This is a genomic window from Dongia sp., assembly GCF_041910485.1.
Lineage (GTDB): Bacteria > Pseudomonadota > Alphaproteobacteria > Dongiales > Dongiaceae > Dongia.
In genome coordinates this window covers 91,047-102,298 of the sequence record NZ_JAYRQR010000044.1, presented here as the reverse complement: position 1 = coordinate 102,298, position 11,252 = coordinate 91,047, and the positions used below count along the sequence as shown (strand labels likewise).

The window sequence follows — 11,252 nt, the reverse complement described above, 5'->3', positions numbered from 1 at the left end:
GTGCGCCTCGTCGCGCAGGCGCTGCAGGTAGTAGAGCACCGGGTGCTTGGGATCGAGGCCGAAGGGTTCGCGCCCCGGCATGAAGAAGCGCTCGCGCCCGGCATTGCGGTCGGGGCCCTTGGCGATCGATGCCACGGCGACATCGTCGATGCCGAGATCGGCGAAGACTTCGAGCGCCACGCCGAGCTGCCCCTGGCCCCCGTCGATGAGGACGAGGTCCGGCCAGCTGGCATGCGTGTCGTCGGGATCTTCCTTCAGCGCCCGCGTGAAACGGCGGGTGAGCACCTGGCGCATCATGGCGTAATCGTCGCCCGGTTCGATCGGCGCTTCGCCGGAACCTGCCTCCGGCTGCTTGATGCCGAACTTCCGGTACTGGTTCTTCATGAAGCCTTCCGGGCCGGCGACGATCATGCAGCCATAGGCGTTGGTGCCGGAAATATGGCTGTTGTCGTAGACCTCGATCCGCTTGGGCGCCGTTTCCAGCCCGAAGATCTCGGCCATGCCGGCCATGAGCCGGCCCTGGCTCGCATTCTCCGCCATGCGGCGTGCGAGGGCCTCCTTGGCGTTGACCAGGGCGTGCTCGACCGGTTTCACCTTCTCGCCGCGCTTGGGCTCGACGATCTCGACCTTGGCGCCGGCGCGAAGGGTCAGCGCTTCGGTCAGCAGATCGATCTCGGCCGGCATCTCATTGACCAGGATGAGACGCGGCGGCGTCTTGTTCTCGTAGAACTGCGCCATGAAGGCCGCGAGAATCTCAGCCGGTTCGGCATTCTTGTCATGGGCCGGAAAGTAGGCGCGGTTGCCGTAATTGCCGTGATTGCGGAAGAAGAAGACCTGGATGCAGGTATGCCCTGCCTCGTGATAGGCGGCGATGATGTCGGCCTCCTCCACGCCTTCGAGATAGATGTCCTGGCGGCTCTGGATGAGTGCCAGCGCCTGCAACCGGTCACGCACCCGGGCGGCATGTTCGTATTCCAGGGCGTCGGACGCCTTCTGCATCTCGGCGGCGAGGCGCTGCTTCACGCTGTCGCTCTTGCCCATCATGAAATCGCGCGTCTCTTCGACCAGCGCCGCATAGTCGGTCTCGGAGATGCGGCCGACGCAGGGCGCCGAGCAACGCTTGATCTGATACTGGAGGCAGGGCCGCGTTCGGCTGGCGAAGATGGAATCCGAACAGGGACGCAGCAGGAAGGCGCGCTGCAAGGCGACGATGGTGCGATTGACGGCTCCCGCACTGGCGAAAGGACCGAAATATTGCCCCGGCCGGTTGCGGGCGCCGCGATGCTTGGTGATCTGGGGCGCCGGATGATCGGCGGTGATGAGGATGTAGGGGAAGCTCTTATCGTCCCGCAGCAGCACGTTAAAGCGCGGGCGGTAGCGCTTGATCAGATTGGCTTCCAGCAGCAGCGCCTCGACCTCGGTATGGGTCGTCATGAACTCCATGGTCGCCGTCTCGGCGATCATGCGCTGGGTCCGGATGGCCTGGCGGTTGGGCAGGGTGTAGGAGGTCACCCGCTTCTTCAGATCCTTGGCCTTGCCGACATAGAGGACTTCGCCCTCGGTCGAGATCATGCGGTAGCAGCCCGGTGCATTGGGCAGGGTGCGGACCTTGGCCTTGATCACCGAGACCCCGTGCGCCAGCCGGCTCATCCCCTTCGGACGGACCGAGACATCGTCCGGGGTCTCGAATTCCTCGAGGTCGCTTTCCTCCTCGAGTGGATGTTCTGGATCGTCAATCATGCGCATGGGCTTGTCGCGAAACGAATCCTAACGGTGCGAAGAGGGGCGTCTGAGAGCCTCGTTTCGACTCAATTTGGGTATCTGGATTGCTGGGCAAAAACTACCACGGACGGGGTGGGCGGGTCACTTCAGGGATATCCACCAATTCTGTGGATAAGTCTGTCGATATTGCCGGGAGCTTTATCCGTCGGGTCCGGGAATCTTGACTTCCTACACTCTGCACAAAAAATAAGCAAAAATACTAACTTATTGTTTTAGTTATATTTATTTAGATGAACTTGCAACAACTCGGTCATGATCGGGATTCAGACTTGACTCTTAATGGCGCTTCGGACTCGGCAAAGCCGGTGTGAACAACTTGCCTCAGGAATCGACCGATAGAGTCCTGAAAGGCTTAACTTTTGATGAATCGGTCAAGAATTTCCAAGGGTCGAATCGAGCTGAAACGACTCAGCGGTCAGCCCGGTTCCGCTCGATCTCGACACCCACGCTGAAGGCTTCCTTGAAGACGTCCAGCTTGTCGATCCGCACCTTGGCTGAGAGGACCCGGTGGTCGGCGAGGCAGATATCGGCGATCCGGTCGGCAAGGGTCTCCACCAGATTGATGTGCCCGCCGGCCACCACCGCCTTGATTCCCATGACGGCAGTCGCGTAGCAGACCACATTGTCGACATCGTCGTTGATGGCCGGATGTTCGACGCAGGTCATTTCCACGTTGATCTGGACCCGCTGCTGAGCCAATCGCTCATGCTGGTGAATGCCGATCGAGCAAGGCAGCACCAAATCGCGAATGAAGACACGCATCGTCCGCACAGGTGCCGCGCTCGGCAAGGGCGTGATCTTTTCCAATGGATTCATGGTCCCAGGACCTCCGGTTTCCAGTTTGGATCACCGCTCGACCACCGCGCTCTGGGGTGGTGGGGTGATAGGGAGGGCCGCACCCTGGGGCCCATAAATACGGCGCGCATTATAAGGTTCGTTGCCGGGCATGGCTATTCTTTCAGGCCATTCACTCCTTAGGCTGAAATCCCTTGTTGGGGACCTGCCAACCCAGATGCTCGCCGCCGTCCAGCGCAATCATTTGTCCCGTCATGGACGGAGACGACAAGATATAGAGCGCGGCCGCGGCGATTTCATCGGGCGTCGCCCCGTGCCCCAACGGCATCGCCGCAGACTGTGCGGCAAAATGCTCGGCCGATTGCCGGGGACTTGGCAAAGTCGGGCCCGGCCCGATGGCATTCACCCGGATTCGGGGGGCGAGGGCCAGGGCCATCGTGCGCGTCAGGGTCCAGAGCCCCATCTTTGCGACCGTGTAGGACATGAAATAGGGGGTGAGCTTCCACACCCGCTGGTCGAGCATGTTGATGATGTTGCCTTCGGCATTGTCCGGCAGGGAGCGCGCAAAGGCCTGCGAGAGGACGAAGGGCGCCCGGAGGTTGGTCTCGATATGCCGGTCCCAGCTTTCGCGGGTCGCCGTATCGATCTTGTCCATCTCGAAGACCGAGGCATTGTTGACAAGGCAGGTGGGGGTGCCGAGCTCTGCCGTGACCGCTGGAAGGAGGGTTTCCACTTCCGCCTCGCGCCCAAGGTCCGCCTGAACGATGCAGGCGCGCCGACCCAGGGCCTTGATCTCGGCTGCCGTCGCCTCGGCCTCGGCCCGGGAACGGTGATAATGGATGGCAACATCCCAGCCGTTGGCGGCAAGCTTCAGCGCAATGGCCCGGCCCAGGCGTTTGGCGCCGCCGGTGATGAAGACGACCCCGGATGTACCACCGCCCGACATGCTCAGAGCCGCTCCGTCCCGAGGATTTCGACGCCGAAACCAGAGAGGCCCATATATTGCCGCTCCTTGGTGGCGATGACCCGGATCGACTTGACGCCAAGGTCCTTGAGGATCTGAGCGCCGAGGCCGACTTCGCGCCACTGTTCGAGGCGGGACGCCTCGCTGCCGGTGGCGTTGGGGGCGGACGGTGTCACGCCGACGGCACCTTCGCGCAGATAGATGATGATTCCGCGACCGGCCGCCTTGATGCGGGCCAAGGACTTCTTGAGAGAGCTCTGGTCCGGGTTGAAGACGTCGGCCAGCGCATCCTCCTGTTGCAGGCGGATGACAATGTCGCGACCATCGGAGATATCGCCATAGACGATCGCGATGTGGTGGGCGGCGTCGAACGCCGTGGAATAGACGACCGCCTGGGCCGGACCGATGGCCGTTTCGACCTTGCCTTCGGAGGCGCGCGTGATCAGCGATTCCCGCTGCTGGCGGTAGGCGATGAGTTCGTCGATCGAAACTACCAGCAGTTTGTGTTCTTTGGCGAAGGTCAGGATGTCGGGGAGCCGTTTCACCGTTCCGTCATCATTCACCAGTTCGGCAATGAGGCCGACCGGTGGCAATCCTGCAAGACGCGACATGTCGACTGCCGCCTCGGTGTGGCCGGAGCGGATGAGGACGCCGCCCTCGCGGGCGATGAGCGGGAAGATGTGGCCGGGACGGACGAAATCCTCGGCCGCCACATTGGGATTGGCGAGGGCCCGGATGCAGGCGCAGCGTTCCTGTGCGGAAATCCCCGTGGTGAGGTCCTTGGCGTAGTCGATTGAGACCGTGAAGGCTGTCGCGTGCGGCGCAACATTGTCGGCCACCATCGGCGTGAGATGCAGGCGGCGCGCATCGGTACGGGTCAGTGGCGTGCACAGGATACCGCTGGTATGGCGAATGAAGAAGGCGACATACTCGGGTGTGGCCTTAGACGCCGCCATGATCAGGTCGCCCTCATTCTCGCGATCTTCGTCGTCCACGACGATGACCGGGCGGCCAGCAGCGATGTCGGCAATCGCGTCTTCAATCCTATCAAGCTTGCTCGTCACTTGCGTCACTCCGGCGGTGATTTTCACACATAGTCGGGCAATAGCCTGTCCCAAGCTGGGCCGCAAGAGTGGCCCCCATAACCGACCGCAGAAGTCGAGAATGATCCTGGCTCAGGTCACGATGCGATTTTTGCATGAACGATTGACGATGGAAGGATTTTCGGTCGAGACTGCTTGAAACTAAGATTAACGGGATACCGCCGGCAATATTAAGCGGACCGAACCAGGGTGGGCGTTCCGAACAACAAGGGCGGTAGATGCGAAGGGTGCGACCCGTGTCGGGCGTGCCTTACAGGGACGTTTTACCAATAGGGAGGTTTTAATGACTTTCAGATCTGGCAAAGGCGACGGCTATCATCCCGATATGCCGCGCCTCGTCGAAGCGCTGGAACATCGCGTCATCGGTCGCCGCGATTTTCTGCGCACAGCGACACTGCTCGGCATGTCCGCTGCCACCGCCTATACCATCGCCGGCAAGGTGATGGGCGGCGATATGATCGGTACCGCCAGGGCACAGACGCCCAAGAAGGGCGGCGTGCTGCGCATCGGTGCCCGCGTGCCAGCCCTCGACAATCCGGCGACCTTTTCGTGGGTCTATGATTCCAACTGCGTCCGTCAGGCCAACGATTACCTGACGCGCACCCAGGGCGACGGCATCACCGTGCCGATCCTGTTGGAATCGTGGGAGCCGAGTGAAGACCTGAAGACCTGGACGCTGCGCCTCAAGAAGGACGTCAAGTGGTCGAACGGCGACGGCCTCAATGCCGAGCATATCCTGTGGAACATCAAGCGCTGGCTCGATCCGAATGTCGGTTCGTCGGTGCTGGGTCTCTTCCAGGGCTTCATGCTGAAGGAAGTCGAGACCGGCGAAAAGGACGAGCAGGGCAACCCGAAGAAGACCACCGAGCTGTGGGATGCCAATGCGATCGAAAAGGTCGACGACTATACCATCAAGCTCAACGGCCAGGTCTCGACCCTCGCCATTCCGGAAAACCTCTTCCACTACCCGGCCCTGATCCTGCATCCGAAGGATGAAGGCAAGTGGGGTGTCGGGTCCATCGGTACCGGTGCTTTCGAACCGGTCGAGGTCGAGGTCGGCAAAAAGGTCGTCTTCAAGGCCCGCAAGGAATATTGGGGCGAAGGTCCGTATCTCGACGAGGTGCAGTTCATCGACCTCGGCGACGATCCGGCGACCAAACTGGCGGCGCTCGCCTCCAAGCAGGTCGACGGCCTTTACGACGCCGACATCAAGATCTATCCGGCGGTGCAGAAACTCGGCCATATCGAACTGCACAAGATCGATACGGCCCAGACGGCCGTCGCCCGCATGCATTGCGACGAGAAGCCGTTCGACGATCCCCGCGTCCGCAAGGCGATGCGCCTTGCCATCGACACGGCCGCCGTTGCCAAGATCGCCTATGGCGACCTGGGCACGGCAGCACAGCATCACCATGTCTCGCCGGTGCATCCGGAATTCGTCGACATGCCGATGCCGCGTGATCTCGACGCCGCCAAGAAGCTCCTTGCCGATGCCGGTTATCCGGACGGTATCGACGTCGAACTGCATGCCAAGAAGGACCCGGATTGGGAACCGACGGCCTGCCAGGCGATGGTCGAGCAGTGGAAGGAAGCGGGCATCCGCGTGAAGCTCAACGTTCTGCCTTCGGCCCAGTACTGGGACGTCTGGACCAAGGTGCCGTTCGGCTTCACCGTGTGGACGCACCGTCCGCTCGGCATCATGGTGCTGGGCCTTGCCTACCGGACCGGCGTGCCATGGAACGAAAGCAACTTCAAGAACGCCAAGTTCGACGAGTTGCTGACCAAGGCCGAAGGTCTGGTCGACCTCACCGCCCGCAAGGAAGTGATCAAGGAGATCGAGCACCTGATGCAGGAGGAAGGCCCGATCGTCCAGCCGTTGTGGCGCCAGAGCTACCAGCCTTTCGACAAGCAGCTGGCGGGCTACGAAGCGCACCCGACGGAATATTACTTCTGCGAAAAGATGTGGTGGGACAAGTAAGTCCGCAATCGCATCGGTTTGAAACGGAACGGCCCGGGGGAACCCGGGCCGCTTTCTTTTGGAAGATGTAGGCCTGAGATGGCGCTGGCACACCCCCCTCTCTAACTCTCCCCCTCAAGGGGGGAGAGGATTGCATCGAGCGTGTTGAGAGGTTTGGTCTTCTTCTCCCTCCCCCCTTGAGGGGGAGGGTGGGGAGGGGGGTATCTCTCAACCGATCAACTCTATCCGCACCGCGAAGAACCGTCCGTCGCCATGCGTGTCGCGGCGGAAGCGGATGCGCTGGCCTTCGGCAAGGTCGCGCAGGTTAGAAGCCGCGAGTTCGGCGACATGGACGAAAACGTCGGCACCGCCATCATCGGGCTTCACGAAGCCATAGCCCTTGTCGATCTTGAACCAGACGACGGTGCCGTCGACGGGGTTGTCACTTTCCGCTGCCGGCGACGTCATCGGTGTCCTTGGTGAGGTAATAGGCGGCGAGGATCGGCACGAAGGTGATGATCATGACGAAGATCGCAGCGACGTTGGTCACGGGGCGCTGGTGCGGGCGTGCCAGCTGGCGGAACATCCAGATGGGCAGCGTTTCCTGCTGGCCCGCCGTGAAGGTGGTGACGATGATCTCGTCGAAGGAGAGCGCGAAGGCCAGCATGCCGCCGGCCAGCAGCGCGGTGGCGAGGTTCGGCAGGATGACGTGCCGGAAGGTCTGGAATGAATCGGCGCCGAGATCCATCGACGCCTCGATGAGGGCGGGCGATGAGCGCCTGAGCCGCGCGATCGCATTGTTGTAGACGACGACGATGCAGAAGGTGGCATGACCCAGCACGATGGTGAGATAGCTGAACGGTATCTCGCCCAGCGCAAAGGCCGAGCGCAGGCTGATGCCGGTGACGATGCCGGGGAGGGCGATGGGAAGCAGGATCAGCAGCGTCACTGCTTCCTTGCCGAAGAATTTGAAACGGTACATCGCGGCCGCGGCGAGCGTGCCGAGGACCATGGCGATCGCCATCGACGCGAACGCCACCTGGATGGACAGCCAGAAGGCATCCCAGAAGTCGCTCTTGGCCCAGGTCACGGCGAACCATTCGGTGGTGAGGCCGGGCGGCGGGAAGGAATAGCTCGCCTCGTCGGTGGTGAAACCGTAGAGCACGATGAAGAGGATGGGGAGATTGAGGTAGAGGACGCCGAACCAAGCGGCGGCCTTCAGCCCCCAACCGGCGGTGCCCTTCGAGCGATCGGGAGCGCTGATGGTCTTAGAGGGCATCGAAGGCTCCCAGGCGTTTGGCGGCGGCCAGATAGAAGGCCATGATCACGATCGGCACCATGGCGAAGGCGGCGGCCATCGGAATATCGCCTGCCGTACCTTGGAACTGATAGACCGCCTGGCCGATGAAGGGGCGCGACGAGCCGATCAATTGCGGGATGATGTAGTCCCCCAGTGTCAGCGAGAAGGTGAAGATCGAACCGGCGGCGATGCCGGGGATGGCGAGCGGGAAGATCACCTTGCGGAAGGTTTCGTTCGGCCGGGCGCCGAGATCACTCGAGGCTTCGATGAGCGAACGCGGCACGCGTTCGAGCGCGGCCTGGATCGGCAACACCATGAACGGCAGCCAGATATAGACGAAGGTCAGCGTCGTGCCGATATAGGATGTCGACAATGACGAGCCTTCGACCACGGGCAGGGTGAGGACCCAGTCGAGAATGGGGCCGAGGCCTAGCACATTGAAGAGCCAGTGGATGGCGCCTTCTTTGGCGAGGATCAGTTTCCACGAATAGACGCGGACCAGGTAATTCGACCAGAGCGGCAGCATCACCGCGATATAGAAGAAAGCCTTCATGCGGCCGCTGGCGAAGCGGGCGACGTAATAGGCGAGCGGGAAGGCAATGATGCCGGAGATCACTGTGACCACCGCCGCCATCATCACCGTGCGCAGGATGATGCTGAGGTTGGTCGCCGTGAAAAGCCGCGCATAGGTATCGAGCGTCGGCGTGTAGACGATCTGCGCGGTGAAATCGTCGATCGAAAAGAAGCTCTGGGCGAGGAGCGTGAAGAGCGAGCCCAGATAGATGATGCCGAGCCACAGCACCGGCGGCACCAGCAGCAGGGTGAGGATCAAGCGCGGATGGCGATAGAGCAACGTGGACAGGCTGTTGCTCAGCGATCGGTTTTGCAGGAGAGCCGACATGGCGTGCGTCACCCCTCAGCCGGCAAAGCGCATCAGGTGACGCGCTTCCCACCACAATTGCACCTCGTCCCCTTCCTTGGGTTCGATATGCGCATCGCGGTTCTGCACCGCGACGGTGATTTCGCCGCCGCTCGGCAAGGCAACGTCATAGCGCGTATTGGCGCCGAGATAGAGGATGGCGCTGACGCGGCCGGTCGTCCCCATCGCGTTGGCCGGAACGGCGCTGCCGGGGCGGTCGAGATGGATTTTTTCCGGTCGGATCGAGCAGGCGCCGTCGGCACCGGTCACGGCTCTGGCGGCAGCGCCTTCGAGCAGGTTGGAAATGCCGACGAAGCCGGCGACGAAGGCGGTCGCGGGGCTTTCATAGAGCTCCGTTGGGCTTGCCAATTGCTCGATCTTGCCCTGGTTGAAGACGGCAACGCGGTCGCTCATGGACAGCGCCTCGCCCTGATCGTGGGTCACATAGACGAAGGTGATCCCGACGCGGCGCTGAATAGCCTTGAGTTCGACCTGCATCTGCTCGCGCAGTTTCAAATCGAGGGCTCCGAGCGGTTCGTCGAGCAGCAGCACCTTGGGGTGATTGACGAGCGCACGGGCGAGCGCCACGCGCTGGCGCTGGCCACCGGAAAGCTGCGACGGCTTGCGGCCGCCGAAGCCGCCGAGGGCCACCATGTCGAGCATTTCCTCGGCCTGGCGGCGGCGATCGGCCGTCGGCACTTTGCGGATCATCAGGCCATAGGCGACATTGTCCAGCACGTTCATGTGCGGGAACAGCGCATAATCCTGGAACACCGTGTTGACGTCGCGATCATAGGGCGGGACACCGTTCATGTCGGTGCCGTGAATAACGACATGTCCGTCGGTCGGCTGTTCGAAGCCGGCGATGAGGCGCAGGCTGGTGGTCTTGCCGGAACCAGACGGCCCCAGCATGGCGAAGAACTCGCCCTGGCGGATCTCGAAACTGACCGCATCGACCGCCTTCACCGCACCATAGTGGCGGGAGACGTTGTTGAAGGTGACCGCGGCGGCCGTGTTGGTTGAATTCATGATCTAGATCCGTCTGTCTCATATAGAAGTGGGGCGGATCATCACTGACCCGCCCCACAAAGTAGATGTAGTTGAAGTTACTGGCCGCTCTGCACCGACTGCACCGCGGCAACCCAATCCTTGTAGGGGACGCATTCGCCGTTCTGGCTGGCGCAATCCTTCACCGGCGTCTTCCAGAAATGGATACGGGCGAAGAGCTGCGAGCCGTTGGCAATGCAGCCACCCTCGGTCAGGATCGGATCCGCGCAGGAGGACGGCACGGCCGGCACGCTGCCGAACCAGGAGCCGGCACCGGCCTGGGCGTTGTTGCTGAGCGAATGGTTGAGCCACTTGTAGGCGCAGTTGGGATGCGGCGCACTGGTCGCCATCATGGTGGTGTCGGCCCAACCGGTGGCGCCTTCTTTCGGCACGACCGAGCCCACCGGCACCTTGCCGGCGGCACGCAGCGTGTTGACCTGATAGGCCCAGCTGGTTGAGGCGACGATGCCCTCGTTGGTGAAATCGTCAACCTGGGCCGCAGCATCCGACCAGTACTTGTTCACCAGCTGACGCTGACCGCGCAGCAGCTCGACCGCGGCATCGAACTGAGCCTGGTTGAGCTCATAGGGGTCCTTGATGCCGAGTTCGGGCTTGTTGACCATCAGATAGAGCGCGGCGTCGGCCAGGTAGATGGTGCCGTAATAGGCCTGAACGCGGCCCTTGTTCGACTTGCCATCGGGCAGCTTCTGCTCCTCGAACACGACCGACCAGCTTTGCGGCGCGTTCTCGAACGTCTTGGCGTTATAGAGAAGGACGTTCGGGCCCCACTGCCACGGCACGCCGTAATGCTTGCCGTCGACCGTGTGCCACGGCGCGTTCTGCAGGCGCGGATCGATCTTGCCGTAATCGGCGATGAGGCTCGTGTTGATCTCCTGCACGGTACCGCCCTTCACCAGGCGCAGCGACGCGTCGCCCGACGCGGTGACGAGATCGAACCCGCCGCCGTTCATCAGTGAAACCATTTCGTCGGAGCTGCCGGCCGTCTTCACGGTCACTTTGCAGCCCGTCTCCTTTTCGAACCCGGTCACCCAGTCGTAATTCTTGTCGGATTCGCCGCGCTCGATATAGCCCGGCCAGGCGACGATCGCGACTTCGCCTTCGCCATCGCCGATGCTCTGCAGCGGCTCGGCCTGGGCAACGCCTCCGGCAAGCAGGATGCCTGCGGCGACGCTGGTGGCGGCGAGTGTCGATTTAAAGGACATTTTTTACCCCTCCCTATGTTGGCGACGGGGGCGCACGGACGATCTTTGCTGGGTCGCCCGCCTTTCCCCAATCCAGCCGAAAACTAGCAATGTTCCCGGGATTGCAAAACCGAAAAACGGCGGGAGACCGTTAATCCGTGGCGGGAACTGACTATTTCCAGC

The 11,252-nt window shown here is 62.0% G+C and carries 10 protein-coding genes; 1 reads left to right on the top strand and 9 read right to left on the bottom strand.

From position 1 onward, the window contains the following. The 4 genes from uvrC to ribB form a co-directional block, all read right to left on the bottom strand. Positions 1–1,650 (bottom strand): excinuclease ABC subunit UvrC (uvrC, locus tag ACE3PP_RS14180; RefSeq protein WP_374383389.1); only part of this gene is annotated, 1,650 nt, incomplete at its 3' end. Positions 1,651–2,190: 540 nt separating this feature from the next. Continuing rightward, a complete protein-coding gene (locus tag ACE3PP_RS14175; RefSeq protein ID WP_374383383.1) occupies positions 2,191–2,598 on the bottom strand; it encodes a dihydroneopterin aldolase in 408 nt (135 codons plus the stop codon). A gap of 151 nt (positions 2,599–2,749) precedes the next feature. Continuing rightward, complete coding sequence (locus tag ACE3PP_RS14170; protein WP_374383381.1) at positions 2,750–3,523, bottom strand: SDR family oxidoreductase; 774 nt, start codon at positions 3,521–3,523, stop codon at positions 2,750–2,752. Between the two features lie 2 nt (positions 3,524–3,525). Beyond that, positions 3,526–4,605, bottom strand: a complete 1,080-nt coding sequence (gene ribB / locus ACE3PP_RS14165; RefSeq protein ID WP_374383379.1) for a 3,4-dihydroxy-2-butanone-4-phosphate synthase — start codon at positions 4,603–4,605, stop codon at positions 3,526–3,528. A gap of 322 nt (positions 4,606–4,927) precedes the next feature. Here ribB and ACE3PP_RS14160 point away from each other — a divergent pair, with 322 nt between their 5' ends. Continuing rightward, positions 4,928–6,622, top strand: coding sequence for an ABC transporter substrate-binding protein (locus ACE3PP_RS14160; RefSeq protein ID WP_374383377.1), 1,695 nt, complete (start codon positions 4,928–4,930; stop codon positions 6,620–6,622). 207 nt (positions 6,623–6,829) lie between these two features. On the opposite strand, the gene ACE3PP_RS14155 is transcribed toward ACE3PP_RS14160, so the two are convergent. The 5 genes from ACE3PP_RS14155 to ACE3PP_RS14135 all read right to left on the bottom strand — a co-directional run bounded on the left by ACE3PP_RS14155 (position 6,830) and on the right by ACE3PP_RS14135 (position 11,090). Beyond that, positions 6,830–7,069: a cold shock domain-containing protein gene (locus tag ACE3PP_RS14155; protein ID WP_374383375.1), complete on the bottom strand. Its 240-nt coding sequence runs from the start codon at positions 7,067–7,069 to the stop codon at positions 6,830–6,832. Further along, complete coding sequence (locus ACE3PP_RS14150) at positions 7,044–7,880, bottom strand: ABC transporter permease (protein ID WP_374383373.1); 837 nt, start codon at positions 7,878–7,880, stop codon at positions 7,044–7,046. Before ACE3PP_RS14150 ends, ACE3PP_RS14155 begins: the two co-directional genes overlap by 26 nt. After that, positions 7,870–8,802: an ABC transporter permease gene (locus tag ACE3PP_RS14145; RefSeq protein WP_374383371.1), complete on the bottom strand. Its 933-nt coding sequence runs from the start codon at positions 8,800–8,802 to the stop codon at positions 7,870–7,872. The genes ACE3PP_RS14150 and ACE3PP_RS14145 overlap by 11 nt, the downstream gene beginning before the upstream one ends. Positions 8,803–8,817: 15 nt before the next feature. Continuing rightward, complete coding sequence (locus ACE3PP_RS14140; RefSeq protein WP_374383369.1) at positions 8,818–9,849, bottom strand: ABC transporter ATP-binding protein; 1,032 nt, start codon at positions 9,847–9,849, stop codon at positions 8,818–8,820. Between the two features lie 77 nt (positions 9,850–9,926). Continuing rightward, positions 9,927–11,090, bottom strand: a complete 1,164-nt coding sequence (locus ACE3PP_RS14135; protein ID WP_374383367.1) for an ABC transporter substrate-binding protein — start codon at positions 11,088–11,090, stop codon at positions 9,927–9,929. Between the last annotated feature and the right edge of the window lie 162 nt (positions 11,091–11,252).

What these genes read in the sequence shown, in the direction of transcription:
- ACE3PP_RS14170 (WP_374383381.1), bottom strand. Translation starts at nt 3,523, where the DNA reads ATGTCGGGCGGTGGTACATCCGGGGTCGTCTTCATCACCGGCGGCGCC.
- ACE3PP_RS14160 (WP_374383377.1), top strand. Translation starts at nt 4,928, where the DNA reads ATGACTTTCAGATCTGGCAAAGGCGACGGCTATCATCCCGATATGCCG.
- ACE3PP_RS14145 (WP_374383371.1), bottom strand. Translation starts at nt 8,802, where the DNA reads ATGTCGGCTCTCCTGCAAAACCGATCGCTGAGCAACAGCCTGTCCACG.
- ACE3PP_RS14135 (WP_374383367.1), bottom strand. Translation starts at nt 11,090, where the DNA reads ATGTCCTTTAAATCGACACTCGCCGCCACCAGCGTCGCCGCAGGCATC.
- ACE3PP_RS14175 (WP_374383383.1), bottom strand. Translation starts at nt 2,598, where the DNA reads ATGAATCCATTGGAAAAGATCACGCCCTTGCCGAGCGCGGCACCTGTG.
- ACE3PP_RS14140 (WP_374383369.1), bottom strand. Translation starts at nt 9,849, where the DNA reads ATGAATTCAACCAACACGGCCGCCGCGGTCACCTTCAACAACGTCTCC.
- ACE3PP_RS14155 (WP_374383375.1), bottom strand. Translation starts at nt 7,069, where the DNA reads ATGACGTCGCCGGCAGCGGAAAGTGACAACCCCGTCGACGGCACCGTC.
- ACE3PP_RS14150 (WP_374383373.1), bottom strand. Translation starts at nt 7,880, where the DNA reads ATGCCCTCTAAGACCATCAGCGCTCCCGATCGCTCGAAGGGCACCGCC.